Source organism: Salinimicrobium xinjiangense DSM 19287 (genome assembly GCF_000423585.1).
Taxonomy (GTDB): Bacteria; Bacteroidota; Bacteroidia; order Flavobacteriales; family Flavobacteriaceae; genus Salinimicrobium; species Salinimicrobium xinjiangense.
Genome location: NZ_AUIG01000002.1, coordinates 120,012 through 136,167, shown reverse-complemented (window position 1 = coordinate 136,167; position 16,156 = coordinate 120,012). Strand labels below are relative to the sequence as shown.

The 16,156-nt window shown below is 44.5% G+C and carries 14 protein-coding genes; 1 reads left to right on the top strand and 13 read right to left on the bottom strand.

What is annotated here, in order from left to right; genetic code table 11:
* Window positions 1–20 precede the first annotated feature (20 nt).
* From G564_RS0102790 to G564_RS0102770, 5 genes are read right to left on the bottom strand one after another with little or no spacing between them, the layout of a single operon-like run.
* Window positions 21–734: a 3'-5' exonuclease gene (locus G564_RS0102790; protein WP_029036315.1), complete on the bottom strand. Its 714-nt coding sequence runs from the start codon at window positions 732–734 to the stop codon at window positions 21–23.
* A complete protein-coding gene (locus G564_RS18415; protein WP_051205270.1) occupies window positions 688–1,872 on the bottom strand; it encodes a serine hydrolase domain-containing protein in 1,185 nt (394 codons plus the stop codon). The genes G564_RS0102790 and G564_RS18415 overlap by 47 nt, the downstream gene beginning before the upstream one ends.
* Window positions 1,872–2,348 carry a methylated-DNA--[protein]-cysteine S-methyltransferase gene (locus G564_RS0102780; RefSeq protein ID WP_029036314.1) on the bottom strand — a complete coding sequence of 159 codons (477 nt, stop codon included), beginning with the start codon at window positions 2,346–2,348 and terminating at the stop codon, window positions 1,872–1,874. Before G564_RS0102780 ends, G564_RS18415 begins: the two co-directional genes overlap by 1 nt.
* Window positions 2,338–3,423, bottom strand: a complete 1,086-nt coding sequence (locus G564_RS0102775) for a CNNM domain-containing protein (RefSeq protein WP_029036313.1) — start codon at window positions 3,421–3,423, stop codon at window positions 2,338–2,340. The genes G564_RS0102780 and G564_RS0102775 overlap by 11 nt, the downstream gene beginning before the upstream one ends.
* Before the next feature lie 25 nt (window positions 3,424–3,448).
* Complete coding sequence (locus G564_RS0102770) at window positions 3,449–4,429, bottom strand: lipoate--protein ligase (RefSeq protein WP_029036312.1); 981 nt, start codon at window positions 4,427–4,429, stop codon at window positions 3,449–3,451.
* Between the two features lie 170 nt (window positions 4,430–4,599).
* Between G564_RS0102770 and G564_RS0102765 the strand changes: the two genes are divergently transcribed.
* Window positions 4,600–6,765, top strand: a complete 2,166-nt coding sequence (locus G564_RS0102765) for a S9 family peptidase (protein WP_029036311.1) — start codon at window positions 4,600–4,602, stop codon at window positions 6,763–6,765.
* Window positions 6,766–6,876: 111 nt separating this feature from the next.
* On the opposite strand, the gene G564_RS0102760 is transcribed toward G564_RS0102765, so the two are convergent.
* Genes G564_RS0102760 through G564_RS18400 form a run of 8 tightly spaced genes read right to left on the bottom strand, consistent with a single transcriptional unit; the run spans window position 6,877 to window position 16,147 of the window.
* On the bottom strand, window positions 6,877–7,674 hold the full coding sequence (locus tag G564_RS0102760; RefSeq protein WP_029036310.1) for a TIGR04290 family methyltransferase: 798 nt from the start codon (window positions 7,672–7,674) through the stop codon (window positions 6,877–6,879).
* A 2-nt stretch (window positions 7,675–7,676) separates the two neighbouring features.
* Entirely contained in the window at window positions 7,677–8,753 is a 1,077-nt protein-coding gene (locus tag G564_RS0102755) for a CgeB family protein (RefSeq protein WP_029036309.1), read from the bottom strand.
* A gap of 12 nt (window positions 8,754–8,765) precedes the next feature.
* Window positions 8,766–9,869 carry a CgeB family protein gene (locus G564_RS18410; protein ID WP_037373369.1) on the bottom strand — a complete coding sequence of 368 codons (1,104 nt, stop codon included), beginning with the start codon at window positions 9,867–9,869 and terminating at the stop codon, window positions 8,766–8,768.
* Complete coding sequence (locus G564_RS0102745) at window positions 9,866–11,002, bottom strand: CgeB family protein (protein ID WP_029036308.1); 1,137 nt, start codon at window positions 11,000–11,002, stop codon at window positions 9,866–9,868. The genes G564_RS18410 and G564_RS0102745 overlap by 4 nt, the downstream gene beginning before the upstream one ends.
* Window positions 10,999–12,105, bottom strand: coding sequence for a glycosyltransferase family 4 protein (locus G564_RS18405; protein WP_051205269.1), 1,107 nt, complete (start codon window positions 12,103–12,105; stop codon window positions 10,999–11,001). Before G564_RS18405 ends, G564_RS0102745 begins: the two co-directional genes overlap by 4 nt.
* A complete protein-coding gene (locus tag G564_RS0102735) occupies window positions 12,095–13,108 on the bottom strand; it encodes a Gfo/Idh/MocA family protein (protein WP_037373367.1) in 1,014 nt (337 codons plus the stop codon). Before G564_RS0102735 ends, G564_RS18405 begins: the two co-directional genes overlap by 11 nt.
* Before the next feature lies 1 nt (window position 13,109).
* Complete coding sequence (locus tag G564_RS0102730; RefSeq protein ID WP_211224608.1) at window positions 13,110–14,120, bottom strand: MDR/zinc-dependent alcohol dehydrogenase-like family protein; 1,011 nt, start codon at window positions 14,118–14,120, stop codon at window positions 13,110–13,112.
* Window positions 14,117–16,147, bottom strand: a complete 2,031-nt coding sequence (locus G564_RS18400) for a GDP-mannose 4,6-dehydratase (RefSeq protein WP_211224607.1) — start codon at window positions 16,145–16,147, stop codon at window positions 14,117–14,119. The genes G564_RS0102730 and G564_RS18400 overlap by 4 nt, the downstream gene beginning before the upstream one ends.
* Window positions 16,148–16,156: the final 9 nt, after the last annotated feature.

The following is a 16,156-nucleotide window of genomic DNA, read 5'->3' as shown; positions in this document are numbered from 1 at the left end:
TAACAATTCCTTAAGGAAAACTAAACAGAAAGCATCTCATCTTCTTCCAAAAGAGGCTCCTGCCGAAGCCGGAGAATTACCTGTGCAATGGCAACCACATCTCTCTCACAATACCGGACAATACGATCCAGGTCATCCTCATTATAGAAAACATTGCGAACTTCACTGCCGTCAATATCTTCTTTAGGAGAAGGTATTCCCAGGACGTTACAAAGAAGTTTTAAAGAAGTATAGTGTTTGTAGTCACCAAATTTCCAAAGCTCCAGGGTGTCAAGATGAGGTACTTCCCAGGGCTTTTTACCAAAAAGATTAAGTTTATTAGGCAATTCAATGCTGTGGATGAGCATGCGCCTGGCGATGTATGGAAAATCAAATTCCTTCCCGTTATGAGCGCAAAGCAGGTGCTGAGGTCTTCCAAAATGCGTGTCAAGTAAATTCCTGAATTCCAGCAGCAGCTTACTTTCCTCCCCATGGAACGAGGTGGTTCTAAAGCTTCTTTTTTCACCCTGATAAGCAAAATGGCCTACAGAGATGCAGACGATCTTACCAAATTCTGCCCAGATTCCCGCGCGATCATAAAATTCTGCGGCGGTGAAATCTTCCTTTCGCTGATATTGGGATTTAGCCTCCCAAAGCTTTTGTTTCTCTTCTGATAGTTCGCTGAATTCAGCATTTTCCGGAACTGTTTCAATATCGAGAAACAGCAGATTCTTTAAGGCAATCTTTTTTATCATCCTGCGGAAGCATTTTTAACACCTCCTCAAGATAGAAATAAAAATCATTCGGGTGTTCCTTATCATCGGGAACTTTGCCTCCTTCCTTTCCAAGCCGAACTATAATTACATCTTTCTGCGGAAGCACAATTACATACTGCCCCAGAATTCCTCGGAAGTAAAATACTTCCTGCCCCATAAATTCCTGAAGCCAGATTCCGAGGCCGTAATGCGGATAATCTTCGAACTGCGGCCGAATGGATTCTGCTATATAAGCCGAATCCAGCACCTGTTTTCCGGTCCATTTTCCATAGTTGTTGTAAAGTTTACCAAAACGGGCAAAATCGCGGGCATTGGAGGCGATGCAGCAATAGACTTTCTCCATACCGCTTTCCTCGCTATCCAGCTGCCACAACGCATCATTTTCCATTCCCAAAGGTTTCCAGAAGCTTTGGCTCAGGTAATCTGAAAGTTTCATTCTTGTAGCTTTTTCCAGCACCATTCCCAGTAATTGCGTATTCCCGCTGAGATACTCAAATTCCTCTCCCGGTGTTTCCACAACCTTAAGATCCAGCACGAGGTCGCGAATATTTTCACCCAAATAAGCTCTGGCGGTCATGCCGAAGGGATTATAATAATTTTCATTCCAGTCCAATCCCGAAGACATGGAAACCAGATGCCTCAAGGTAAGTCGCTTATCAAACTGCGGAAAGAAATCGGCCACCGGTTGATCCAGACTTTTTACATACCCGTCAAAAATGGCTTTTCCCAGTAGTGCTGCAGTAATGCTTTTGGCCATGGAAAACGAATTTGTATGCGAATCGGGTCCGTAATCTTCATCATAGGACTCATACCAGATACTGTCATTTTTGATGATGAGGAAAGCAATAGTCCCGGCCTTTTCATTTTTTTCCTGCAGGGCCGGTGTTAGTTCGTACTGGTTAAACTCCGAGTGATTTGGCCAGGCTTGATGGTTTCCTGCTTCAATTTTGCGGTTGGCGAAATTCACATGATCATCAATGTGAGCCGTGGTGTAACCCTGCAAATAGGTGGTTCTGATTCCTTTAAAAATATAATCAAAATTGAACAGATAGATCAGCATCACCGCGAAAGCCAGAAAAAGAAGCATGCCTAAAATGGCTTTTTTGAGACCTCTCATTAGAACAGGCTTTGTTGTTTTTCCTGCTGTTCGTGCTCCAGCAACCATTTTTTCCTCCAGAGTCCGCCGGCATATCCGGTTAAGGATCCGTCGCTGCCAATTACTCTATGGCAGGGGATAAGGATCCAAAGCGGATTTTTTCCGTTTGCCGCGGCTACGGCACGAATAGCCAGTGGATCACCTAATTGTTTTGACAGCTCCATGTAAGATGTGGTTTTCCCATATGGGATGTCCTGTAGCGCCTGCCATACCCTCTTTTGAAATTCTGTTCCCTGCGGATTCAGCTGCAGGTCGAATTCCTTTCGCTGTCCCACAAAGTATTCCTCTAGCTGACTTACGGCTTCTGTAAATTCGGGGGCAGGAGTAGTGTTCGGCAAATTATCTTCATCAGTAAGAATAAACCTGGAAATTCCGGCAGCATCCCCTTCTAAAAGGGCATATCCAAGAGGTGTTTTTAGGAAAGCTTTACTCTTCATTTTTTTCTCCGTCCTGATCCTGCTTTAAAAGTCCTAATTTTTTTGCTCTTTTCTCCCAGTTTTGACGCGCCAGCACCTGCATGTCCTCTACATTGTCACTTTCATCCATGATCTCCAGCCCCATTAGAGTTTCAATAATGTCTTCCATAGTGACCAGGCCAATGGTATTCCCGTAATCATCTACAACCATAGCGAGGTGGGTTCTTTCCTGTATGAACCGGTCAAATAATTTTGGAATGGGAGTATCTTCAGAGGTAATGGGAATATCTCTTTTTAAAACGCTCAATGGTTCTTTACCTTTCTCGTCAAGCATTTCCTCGAGGATGTCATCTTTTAAAACAAATCCGGTGATATTATTCTGCCGCTTGTTATATACCGGAATGCGGGAAAACTTAAGATTGCGATGTTCACTGTGGAATTTTTCAATGGTGGTATTTTCATCTTCGGTCACGGCGACAGAAAATGGTGTCATTACGTCCTTCGCCTTTACCCTTTTGAAGATCAGCATGTTCTTGATCACCGTCGTCTCCTGTTCTTCAAAAACTCCTTCTTCTTCAGCAACATCGGTTATAGCAATGAATTCTTCCCTGCTCATCGAGCTCACGTGAGCCGATTTTCCTATTAGTTTAGTGGTGAGCATCATGAGGTAAAGAATTCCGGTATACTTCAGCGGAATAACAAAGGCTTTAAGGGATTTAGCAGTGAAATTTCCCAGATTTTTCCAGTAGGTGGCGCCAATGGTCTTTGGAATGATTTCAGAAACAATTAAAATGGCCAGAGTCATTATTGCCGATACTATTCCCACCGCATTTCCACCGTCTCCGTAAACTTTTTCTGCCTGTACACCTACAAGGATCGCGCCCACAGTGTGAGCAATTGTATTGATGGTAAGAATTGCTATTAGGGGCTTGTCCACATCCTGTTTAAATCTGGTAAGAGTGTGGGCGTAGCTTTTTCCTTCCCTTAGTTTGATCTTCAAAAAGGATGGGGTGAAACTGAGAAAAGCCGCCTCCAGAATGGAGCACATGAAGGAGAAAAAAATTGCCAGTACGGCGTATAAAATGAGTAATTCCATTTATAATTTTTAGGTTGTATAAGCTTTAGAACATAATAGCTATCAGGTCGTCTTCTGTGATCTTGTTAAAATATTCATTTAAATTGAACCGGCTTAAAATCTTTCTGATCTCTTTTTCTTCATGTTTGGTATTTTCCAGTGCTTCTTCAATGGGCGCTATGTCTCTAATATGGAAAAAGTCTCCTGTGATCTTTACCTCCTGAATTACGCCATTGGAAACATTCATGTTCATCTCGACAGTTCCCCCCGGAGTGCGGGCCCCTTGTGTAAAATCATAATCTGGAGAATATCCGAAATTCCATTCCCAGGTGCTGTATTTTTCATCCCGGATCTTCTGAATGGCCGCAAGATCTTCCTCTGTGAATTCATATTTGCGGGCATCGGGGAAAGTAGAGGTGATATAATCCATGATCTTATCTGTGAATTCATCGAGGGTGATTTTCTCCGGAAGATGATCACTTATGTTCGTAACCCTGTTGGGAACAGATTTCACTCCCCGGTCTTTATACTTAAGCGGATTGATCTTTAAAGCGCCGCTAATATCCTTCATTTCTGAAGAGAAAAGTAATGTGCCGTGATGCAGTATTTTGTTTTTAAAAACATGCTCAGCATTACCAGAAAATTTCTTTCCATCAATGGTCAGATCATTCCGGCCCTCGAATTTCGCATTGACACCTAGCTGTTTCAGAACTTCAATAATGGGTTTGGTGTACCGTTCAAAGTCGATCATCTCGTAGCTGTCCCCGGTGCGGGTAAAGGAAAAATTAAGGTTGCCCAGGTCGTGGTAAACCGCCCCGCCACCCGAAAGCCTGCGCACCACTTTAATCCCACGTTCCTTCACATATTCGTGGTTGATCTCAGCCAGTGTATTCTGGTGTTTTCCTACAATGATCGCATTGTCATTGCGCCACAGCATAAAACAATCTTCTTTTAAATGTTTGAAGATATACTCATCTGTTGCAATATTGAAATAGGCGTCTGTCGAATGATGTTTGATGCACAGCATGATATCGGTTTATTCTTTCAAAAATAAGAAAGCAGACACGGAAAGTTCCCAAAAGAGCATTAATAATTGATCTTTTCGAGCAAAATTATTTGATTTTCTTAGGAAACAGATCTTTGATGTATCTTGTCAACTTTATTATTTTAACTGAAGTAAACTTAATTCCCCACTTCATGAAAAGAATAACATTTCCCGTTTTGCTACTTCTCTTCATTTGTTCTTCAGCACAGGCTCAGGAGCAAATCACTGCTGAAGATTATGAACGCGCCACTAATTTCTTAAGTTTCAATACCAACGGCCTGGTAGATAGGGCTAATATTCGCCCCACATGGCTTGAAGACGGGCAATTTTGGTATCGGATAAATACTCCCGGCGGGACAGAATATGTTTTAGTATACCCTGGAACCGGTCAGAAAAGGACAGGCTCTTCTTTGGCTGAAATACTTCCAAAGAAAAGTCAGCAAAAAAAATCTCCGGATGTCTCCCGCAACGAAATACTTTCTCCCGATAGAAAGAAGGTGGTGTACATCAAAGACTGGAACCTCTGGCTGCGGAATTTGGAAACAGGGGAAGAAATACAACTCACCACAGATGGAGAGGAAAATTTTGGCTACGCCACAGATAACGCAGGCTGGAGAAAGAGCGATCGGCCGATCGTCCTCTGGTCTCCCGATTCCAAAAAATTGGCTACTTTCAAACAGGATCAGAGGCATATAAGCGATATGTATTTGGTGGAAACGAAAGTAGGAGCCCCAAAATTGCAAAAATGGAAATATCCACTGCCCGAAGATGAAAAAGTGATCCAGATCCATCGGGTGATCGTAGAGGTAGATGAGCCAAAAATCATCGAATTGCAGGTAGAAGCCGATCCCCGTCGCGGAACTTTATGCGATGACATTTCCTGTAGCGGAGCATTTGACGATAATTACTGGAATGAAGATGCCACAAAGCTCGCTTTTGTTTCAACTTCAAGAGATCATAAGGAGGCAAAGCTTCGAATTGCTGATGCAAAAACAGGAGAAGTGAGAGAAGTATTTGAAGAAGTTGTTGAAACTCAGTATGAATCGGGGCAGGGAAGTATCAACTGGAGGTATTTACCAAAGAGTAATGAGATCATTTGGTATTCCGAGAGAGATGGCTGGGGCCATTTGTACTTGTATGATCTGAACTCAGGTAAACTGAAGCATCAGATAACACAAGGAGATTTTGTGGTCACCGAACTTGTTCATGTGGATGAAAAGAACAGAGTCTTATACTTTCAAGCCAACGGAATGGAAAGAAGTAGAGACCCCTATTTTTCACATTTATACAAAGCAGATTTCAGTGGAAAGAATTTAAAGGTTCTTACTCCTGAAAATGCTAACCACAATATCTATTTTTCGCCAGATCATCAATATTTCGTGGACAGTTATTCTACTCCCACCACTCCGCCGGTGGCCGTTCTTCGAAATAATAATGGGAGAAAAATTGCCATTTTAGAGAAGGCAGATATTTCAAGACTTAAAGCCACCGGCTGGAAGGCGCCGGAATCAATTACAGTGAAATCGGCAGATGGTCAATGGGATCTTAAAGGTCTCATGTTTACGCCGACACGTTTGGATGAGAACAAGAATTACCCGGTGGTGAACTATGTTTATCCCGGCCCACAGGGAGGAAGTGTAGGGAGCCGTAATTTCTCGGCGGCACGAAGAGATCATCAGGCTTTAGCCGAGCTTGGATTCATTGTAATTCTTATCGACGGCTCCTGTAATCCCGGCCGCTCAAAAGCATTTCACGATGCTTGTTACGGAGATATTTCGGGTAATACATTAGAGGATCAAAAAGCAGGCATTCGCCAGCTGGCCGATAAATATCCTTACATCGACGCTGAAAAGGTGGGGATCTGGGGACACTCAGGAGGCGGATTTGCAGCAGCTGCGGCTATGTTCAGGCATGGAGAATTCTATTCAGTCGGGATTGCAGAATCGGGAAATCATGACAACCGCAATTATGAAGATGACTGGGGAGAAAGATATATAGGTTTGATGACCATGGGACCGGAAGGAGTGGATAACTACGACAAGCAGGCTAACCAGTTGTATGCAGAAAATCTGAAAGGAAAGCTCCTGCTCGCCCACGGCGGACTAGATGATAATGTACCGCCTTATAACACGTACTTAGTAGTTGACGCCTTGATTAAAGCTAATAAAGATTTTGACCTGATCATTTTTCCCAACGCCCGCCATGGATTTGGAGAAGATTCCTATTATATGATGCGTCGCCGCTGGGATTATTTTGTTCAACACCTGTTAAGGGCTACACCACCTGAAAATTTTGCTATTGAACCTGTGAGAGAATAATCGACCTGCGAGATTTTCAAAACCTTGTAGGTTTTGTTAATAATAGAGGCGCGATTAATCGCGCCTCTATTATTATATCGAATTGCGCCTGACACGCGATAAATCGCGTCTCTAACCTTTGCGGGTTTTTTTGTCAACCTCTTCTTTCCAGTCTTTTCCTACTGCGGCGAGATATTCTGAATAATTCCAGGTGTTGACGCTGGTATAAAGCTCCGGATCTTTTTCGGCGACGTATGTTTCATCTTCGGGCATTGCGGTTACTTTGAGTCCGCAGCTGCGAAGCATAGAAAGAATTCCCTGGTGGTTTGGTGCCCACCAGTTGGTTGGATCTCCCGCCAGTTTGTTTTCGATAAATGCCATTTTTGGCCAGGCGGTTTCCTGCATGATCTCGCGCTTGTGGAATTCCACATCTTCCGGGATGCTCATCTCATCCTGCCCCGGAAGAGAAAGAGTTTGAAAGACCATCAATTTTTTTACTTTTTGAGACACTATGTCCATTGCGAGCATAGGATATCGCAGGTGATAAAATACTCCCATGAACCAAACGAGATCGAATTCTTCCTCAATGTGTGCCAGGTCATATACCTGCATTTGCTGGAATCTTATCTTGTCGTCAAGTCCAAACTGTTGAGCTGTCCATTGGGCCTGCGTCAGATAATGCTCATCAAGATCAATAGCAAGTACCTCTGCTCCTCGCTTCGCTAATTCTATAGAATAGAATCCGGCATTGCAGCCAATGTCAAGGACTTTCCAGCCTTCCAGATCCTCCGGAATTGAATTTTTTATTTTATCCCATTTGAATTTTGGGAAATCGCCCAAAAAATGATCGGGTGCTGTGCTGCTTCCGTCGGGGAGATGGATATTGTGAAACCAGGGAGCGAGTTGTTTGATTTCTGATTTGGTGGACATATCTATATTTTTTCTGAAGGCTGACGCACTTCTTTTACGTAATTCACTAATTCCTTTGCTCTTGCTTTCGCCGTGTGAGATTTCAGGACTTTTTGCCGTGCATTTTGCCCGATCTGCCTTCTTTCTTCTTCCGGGATATTTCTGAAATATTCTTCTACTTCATTACTGCTTCTGGCAATTAAGATCTCTGTTCTCTGTTCAAAAATGCTGTGGATTCCATCCCAGTAATCTGAAATGATCGGCACGCCGCAGGCGGCGGCCTCAAAAAGCCGAACACTTGGAGAATAACCGGCTTTGATCATGTCCTGTCGGGTAACATTTAATGTGAACTCCTGGGAGTTATAAAAATTTCTGTGTTCTGCGGGAGGAAGGTGATTGATACGCTCCACGTTCTTTGACCAGTTGTAGTTTTCGGGATACTGCGGACCTGCAACTACAAATTTTTCGGAAGGGAATTGAGCTGCGGGTTTATTCAGCAATTCTTCTACCGTAGGTTGGCGGTCATCGCTGTAAGTTCCCAGATATCCCAGCTTCCATTGCTTTTCCCGGTCTTCAGGAAAATAGAGGTCGGGATCAACAGAGCAATAGAGAGCTCTGGCCATAGGAGAACCATAATGTTCCTCGAGATTCTTTAAAATGGGACCTCCCGAAAATGATAGATACAGGTCATATTTTGAGATGATATCAGGGTCAAGATATTCGTAATCTTCCCGCTCCAGTTTTGCCAAAGTGACCGGAGTATCAATGTCGTAAAAGGCAGTGACGCCTGTGGCAGTTTCAATTGCCCAATTGCCTACTTCCACTCCTTGCTGCACATAAGAGCCGACAATTACCACATCTGCTTCGGCTACCTGTTTTGCATAATCTGCTTTGAGTTCCTCATTGGTCTTGTAAAGACCCAGTGTGCAGAAATCGGGTGCAGGTATATCACGGTGCGGAGAATACCAGGGCACATCTTTCTCCAGGAACAGGATGTCATGACCAAGCGCCTTGAGTTCTTTAAGAAGTGCTCTGTAGGTGGTTGCGTGGCCGTTCCCCCAGGAGGATGTTACCGAAAGTCCTATGATCACAAATTTCATGAGCTACTGTTTTTATTCAATGGGTTTATCTTCAGTTTCAAGTTTTTCGGAAATGACCGATTCCAGCAGCTCTGCCCTGTGGTTGTAAGTGTGTTCTGCAAGTACCTTTTTATAAGCAGCATCGCCTATTTCTTTAGCTTTTTCAGGAGTCAGATCGGTTAGAATTTCCTGAACTTCCTTTCCGTCTTTGGCTACCAGGATCTCTTTACCCGGTTCGAAGAAGGTTTCTATGCCTTTCCAGTAGTCGGTGATCAAACAGGCACCCGCACCGGCGGCTTCAAAGACCCTTGTAGCAGGGGAGAAGCCGTATTTGGCCATACTGTCACGACTTATGTTCAAAACCGCCTTAGGCGTGCAGTTAAAGGCGTTATGGTCTTTGGTGTAGACGTGACCTACGTATTCAATATTCTCCGGCATCGGTTTATCTCCCCAGCCGCTGCCGCCAAGGATGAATTTCTCATCCGGAAGGTTTTCTGCAGGCTTGATGAAGAACTCTTCCACCCGCTTTTCACGATCGGGCAGGCGGTTTCCCAAAAAGGCCAGAGTGCCTTCAAATTTTTCCTGAGGTTCAACAGGAAAATGAGTGTCTGTATCTAAGGCATTATAGATCGGGATACATCTTTTTGCCCCGTTACGCTCGTAGGCATCTATAACGGGTTGACCGCCGCCATAGGTGAGTATGAAGTCATACTTTGGAACAAGGGCATTAAAAGGATCTGAAGGATGATTTTCAATCCTGTCAAGAGTAGCCGGCGCGTCAACATCCCAGAAAATGATGAGGTTGTCATCTTTCTTCAGCTGTACCACGGCATCTTCAAGGAACTCGTCGAAAGCACCCACACCACTGGCTTTGATGATCACATCGGCTTCCGAAGCTTCTCTAAGAAGTGCTCTCAATGTCACCTGATCTTCAGGATACACTTTAACCGTGCACCATTCGGGATCTTCTATGTCCCGGTGTTTTTGACGTTCGTAAATATCAGGTTCGTAAAAGGTTACTTCGTGCCCCATTTTATAGAGCGCCTTTACAATTCCGCGGTAGTAGGTGGCAGCACCATTCCAGTAAGCCGAAACTATACTGGATCCAAAAAAGGCGATTTTCAGGTTCTTTTTCATGCTTCCATAGTTTTAGGTTGGATTGGGAAAAGTTTTTCTTCTTCCAGCCCCAGTTCCCTAAGAATGCTCTCCAGTTCGTCTACTCTGTGTGCGCAGGTATGTTTTTCCAGAATGGTCTTTCGTCCATTTTTGGAAAGGCTTTGCGCAAGTTGTGCACTCTTGAGCACTTCGGCAATTTTATACCCCATGTCATTTCCATCTTTGGCGATGAGATAATCTTCTCCCGGAGAGAACAATTTTTCTGCATCATTCCAGGGGGAACAGATCAATGGGATGCCGCAGGATAAGGCTTCAAAGGGCCGGATAGTAGGGATCCCCGGCAACATTTGAACATAAGGCCGTCGCGGCACATGTACTGTAACTTTATATTTCGCAAATACTTCAGGCACTTTATAGTTTGGTAACCATCCGCCGTATTCAATTCCGGCATCGGCAAGTGCTTTTTGTGCTTTTTCGGGATAACGAACGCCGTAAACCTTCGCCTTTATGCCTAGCTCCTTCACGGGATTGATCAAAAATTCAAACAGTTCTTCTTTTCTTTCTCCGTCACCCCAGTTGCCAATCCACACCAGGTCACCTTCCTTTTCTTCATCGCGGTTCGGACTGAAAAATTCGGCATCTGCCGCTTCATGCCAGGTCCACACATTCTTCACCCAGTTTTTCTCCTGATAGATCTTTTTGATCACCTCCCCAAATACAAGGGCGCCATCAAAGTTCGAAAGGTCGAATTTTGCCATTTCTTCTTCGGCAGAAACAGCCCGGTGATGGGTATCGTGAAATATTAATTTATAGCCAAACCTTTCTTTTTGCTTTCCTATTTCAGCCATGAGTTTAGGGTCGTTCCATTCGTGAACGATCACCAGGTCGGCTTTTCCAAGTATACTTTGATAGTTCAGTTTTTTCTCGGGGTTGTAGAACTGCGGATTCAGCGAAGGATAATACTGCCGGAATTCATCCAGCCGCTCGGCCCCGTGATCCTTCAGCAGATTCTGAAGGCTCCAGCCACCTTCGGGTTCATAGACATCCACGTCATGTCCCCGTTTTTGAAGTTCCTTGACGATCCCCCGTAAAAAATGCGCATTCCCGTGGTTCCAGTCCGAATAAAGGGAATGGTAAAACATCACTATTTTCATATACTCATCAATTTTTGTTCTTTTTCCATTATTTCATGGTACAGCCGGTGATATGCGGCTCCCATTTTTTCTGCGGAAAATTTTCCGGCTCTTTCTCTGGCCTTTTCTGAAAGCTCCTTAAGGAATTCAGGATTTTCAATTAGTCTGGTCACTGTTTTTTCAGCTTCAGCTTCATCTTCGGGATTGAAGAATAGGGCAACATCCTGCCATAATTCCTGAAGCGTTTCCAGATCACTCAGCACCAGGGCACAGCCGTTTGCTGCGGCCTCTAAAATGGCGAGTCCGAAAGGCTCATAACGGGTGGGGCTCACGAAAATGCTCGCCCGCTGCATCCAGTCCTGTACTTCTGCCGGAGATAATCTTCCCAGGAATTTCACATTTTTGAGACTGCACTCCTTTCCGGTGTCCGGATTAACAGATTCGCCTGCCACGTAAACAGGCCATGGAAGCCTTTCAGCTATGTTAGACAGCAGAGGAAAGTTCTTTGCTTCGTCCCACATCCTGCCCATACACAGGATAAATTCTTCTTTCGGCTTTGCTTCCGAAGTTTTGATACTTCTGCCGTTGTGGATCACTTTTATTTCCGAAGTGAAATGATGGGCTTTTGCAGCTTTGTCAAGGATTGCCTGCGTGGGTCCCACTACAATATCTGAGGCCTGCAGCGATTCCTTCACAATTCTTGTATATTGATCCCACTCCTCTGGGGCGGCTTTTCCTTTCACGGCCTGCCACCAGGTTTGCACGCAGGAATGAAAAACAGTGACCACCGGAGCGGTCCATTCTTCCTCTACATGCGCGTAGTTGTTGAGGTGCACCACATCTGGCTGCACCGTAGTGTAAATGCAGTTTATCCATTTACGGGATTGCTCCACATCTTCCCAGGGATCTTTCATCCACTCCAGCTTATAATCGCTCTTGTAAAATGTAACATTCGGGATCTTTTCGGCTTCCACCTGTTGGGCAGGGGAAGGCCAGCCTCCCATTGCTACTAAATGCACCTGTACGTCATACTGCTCCAGCGCCCTGCAGAGCTCCAGGGAATATACCCAAACTCCGCCTACCGTATCGGTAGTCATCAAAACTTTCATCTTCTTATCTTCCATAGATGCGGTCAATTACTTTTGCTGTTTTTATGAATTCTGTGGCCGATTTTTCGTCGAACCGGTTGTTTTTGATCATATTTTCCACCCAAACCACGCCGGCGCGTCCGCTCCACTCATCCGGAGGAGTGACAAGGGTTTCTGTCTGGGTACCTTGATATTTTTCTGCATTGAAATCGTAGAAAGAGCCGTTGATATTCCTAAAAGATGCCCCTCCTTTTGTACCGTAGAAAGTAGCTTCTATGATAGCGTCTTTTCCTGCGGAAACATGCCACGAACACTCTAAGTTGATCACCTGCTCCTTTTCTGAAGTTATAGAAACACTCGCAAAATCCTCTACGTGTTCCTCAAAAGAGGTTAATTTCTGGCCTTTGTGGTAAAGCTGACTCCGTACGTCTGAAATTTCGGGGAAATCCAGGCTCCATAGCGCCAGATCAACCAGGTGGATTCCCAAATCCATTACACAACCTCCGCCGGAGCGTTTGATGTCGTAGAACCATTCCTTATCGGGCCCGTAGGCGTTATGGAATTTAAGGTCCACGGCAAACACATCCCCAATTTCCCCTTTTTGGATGGTATCGTAGACAGCTTTAAATGCCTTAGTGTAGCGATAGGAGAGGTCGACAGCGAGTAATTTATCTGCTTCCCGGGAAGCTTCCACAACCTGTTTCACTTCTTCGGCAGTGCGGCCTAAAGGTTTCTGGCAGAACACTGCTTTTCCGCTTTTCAGGGCCTGCATACTTTGTTCGGCATGCATGGCACTAGGGGTTGCGATGACAATTCCGTCAAGATCTTCTTCAGAAAAAAGTTCTTCCGCAGAGGTCTTTAAAATGGCATTTTTGGCGCTCTTTAAAGCGGCATCAGAATTTTCGGAATTTGGTTCTGCGATTGCCGTGACTTTAGCATTGGTATGATCGAGGATGGCCTCCATGCGATTACGACCTATCCAGCCTACGCCCAGGAAGCCCAGGGATAATTCTTTATTTGTGGGTTGAGTTGCGATCATTTTAATTAATAATTAATGCTTTAATGAATCCGTCGGGTCGTTCCGTGAGATGTTCATAGGCTTGCCCCATTTCTTCAAGGCTAAATTTATGGGTAAATAGGGGGAAAGGGTCCATTTTTCCCTGCTCCACTGCATCTATAGCTGTTTTTATACCTTTTATGTACTGCTGTGGATCCCTTTCATGGGCACTTATCATGTCAATTCCTCTCCAATTCAACATCTGTACATTGAGGCTGCGCATGCCGTCCTGATGGAAGCCTGCGACGATCAATTTTCCTCTCGTTCCTGTTAGTTCTATTGACAAATTCAATGGCCATTCTTTTCCTGTACATTCTATCACCCTTTCGCAGAAGTTCCCGCCTGTCAATTCTTTTACTTCTTCAATGATCTTGTAATGATCATCCATTTGAACCAGGTGATCTGCGCCTGCTTCTTTAGCAGTGTCGAGGGAAAATTGTCTTCTGGAAACAGCGATGACCTCGGCCCCGGCTGACTTTACCAGTTGTACCAGCAGGGATCCTAAAAATCCGCTGCCAACTATGGCTACTTTTTGGCCTTTTTGGATATCACTGCGATTGAAAATGTTCATCGCACATCCCAAAGGTTCTCCCGGAAAAGCTTTTCCGGAGAGACTTTCTGGTAATTTCACTACAGTATCTTCTTTTGCAATATCGTGAGTGGCGTAAGCCTTATAAGTTAATGCCGTAACGCGATCTCCTTCTTTTAGATCTTTCACTCCGGCGCCAACGGCATCTATAGTTCCCCAGCCTTCATGCCCCGGTTCTCCCGGAGTAACGGGATAATCGAACCAGTCACGTCCTTCCCACACCGGAATATTTGAGGCACAAACTCCGCTGCCTTCCAATTTTATACGCACTTCACCTTCTCCGGGTTCAGGAAGTTCGAACTCTTTTATGCTAACTTTTTGAGGGGCTTCTAGTACTGCTGCTCTTCTTACAGTAGTTTCTTCTGAAACAGGAGATTTCTCCTGCATCGTTTCGGCTGATCTCATATGGCGATCTGTTTTTTCGGAGTTAGATTTTCGGGAAGTTCAATGCTTCGGTTTTCGCAAAGCCATCTCAGCAGGTTTTCAACTCCTTCTTCAATATTATATTTTGGCTTCCATCCCGTGGCTTCCTTGAATTTGTCGGTATTGGAGACATAATAGAACTGATCCCCGGTGCGCCAGTCTTCGAAACTAATGTCCATTTCTTTTCCGGCCTTTTCTCTTATGATGTTCAGAATTTCCAGCAGACTCACGGTGTTTTCTGTTCCTCCACCTATGTTGAATACTTCACCGGCAAGCTTATCCATATTTTTGTGCGCCAGCATAAAAGCGTCTATAAGATCTTCTACAAAGAGAATGTCTCTTACCTGTTTTCCGTTTCCGTAGATGGTTACCGGCTTGTCTTCCAGAGCACTGATAAGGAAATGGGCAACCCAACCCTGATCTTCGGTACCAAACTGATGTGGACCGTAAATACAGCTCATTCTAAAGACAACTGTTTTTAGTCCGTAGGTTCTTGAATAATCAAGTATGTACTGGTCTGCCGCTCCTTTAGAACAGCCGTAGGGACTGTGGAAGTCCAGCGGGATCTTTTCATTAATCCCGTATTTCTTCATCTTCGCATCTGCGGGATAATACCTGGTTTCAGTCTCTTCCATTTTTACATCCTGAAGATTTCCGTAGACTTTGTTGGTCGAGGTGAAGATCAAAGGCGGCTGATGTTTACTCTTCCGGATAGCCTCCAAAAGATGAAAAGTTCCGCTGAGGTTCACGTTAAAATCATGAATCGGGTTCGTTACCGAAGAAGTAACAGCAACCTGGGCACACAAATGGAAAACTTCCGAAGCATTGTTCACGCATTGCTGCAGGATTCTGGTCTCGTTGATATCAGAGATCTGTATGAGCAGCTTATCACCGTACTCTTTTTGCAGCCACTGAAGATTCTCTTCCACTCCGTCGCGAAAAAGACTGTCGTAGATCATCACGCGTTTTCCTTCCGAAAGAAAACGGGATGCGAGGTTAGTACCAATGAATCCGGCGCCGCCGGTGATGAGCGTGTATTTTTCCTTCTCATCGATTTTATACTGCTTATTGATATAATGCTGCTGGTGGATCTTCTCAACACCGTCTTTTTCCAGCAGCTTATAAAGCAATTTTTTCGTGCCATCGGTCTTCTTCAGTCCGAAATGATATTCCCGCTCATCGAGGTGAAAGCCTCCTACGGTGGAATTCTTTGGATCAAGATCTTTAAGGGAATACCAGTAGATACGGGCAGCATTGGCATTGAGTACATTTTTAAATTCCTGGTATTGTTTAACTTCATCATTTTGCCAGGTGGAGAAACCGACTTCCGATATCCATATTTCCTGCTTATATCCATTTTTCTCCAGGATTTCCCGTACGCTCTTAATATTGACTTCCCAACCTTTCCATTGTTGGTCAAATACATGAGGAAAACCGTGAATTCCTACTGCGTCTATGTAATCCAGCACTTTTTGTTCAGCCATCATTTGCAGCCAGTTGGGATCTATGGGACTCATCCCCCCAAGCAGGGTCTTTTTCCCCCTTTTTTGAGCCCAATGTGCGGCCATTCCTATCATTGTAGAAAATTTATTCCAGGAATAATCCAGTGTGAAATCGTACTCGACTTTATTGTTGGGTTCATTCCACAGCTCAATCCAGTCGAAATATTGTCCGTAACGGGTGATCATTTCATCAATGAAATCGGCATATGCTTTCAGGTCTTTTGGAGGGGCAGAGGTTTTGGCCATTTCTCCGATAGAAGGTGGTGTGTAAAGGAAACAGGGTAGTATTTCCACATGTGGATCCAGTTCTGCAAACAACCAGTCATACCATTCGGGAGTTCCTTCTACGTACCAGTCTGCCCAGGAGATCCCGGTACGAAGGTGTTTGATCCCAAGCCTTTTAAAATCCTCTATTGCCTGCTTAACCTGTTCGTATTCGCCGGGCCTAAACCATTCAAGAATTCCAAGAGCCGGTGACGATTCGTTTATCTTTTTCATTTCGTTCATAGCTGTTCT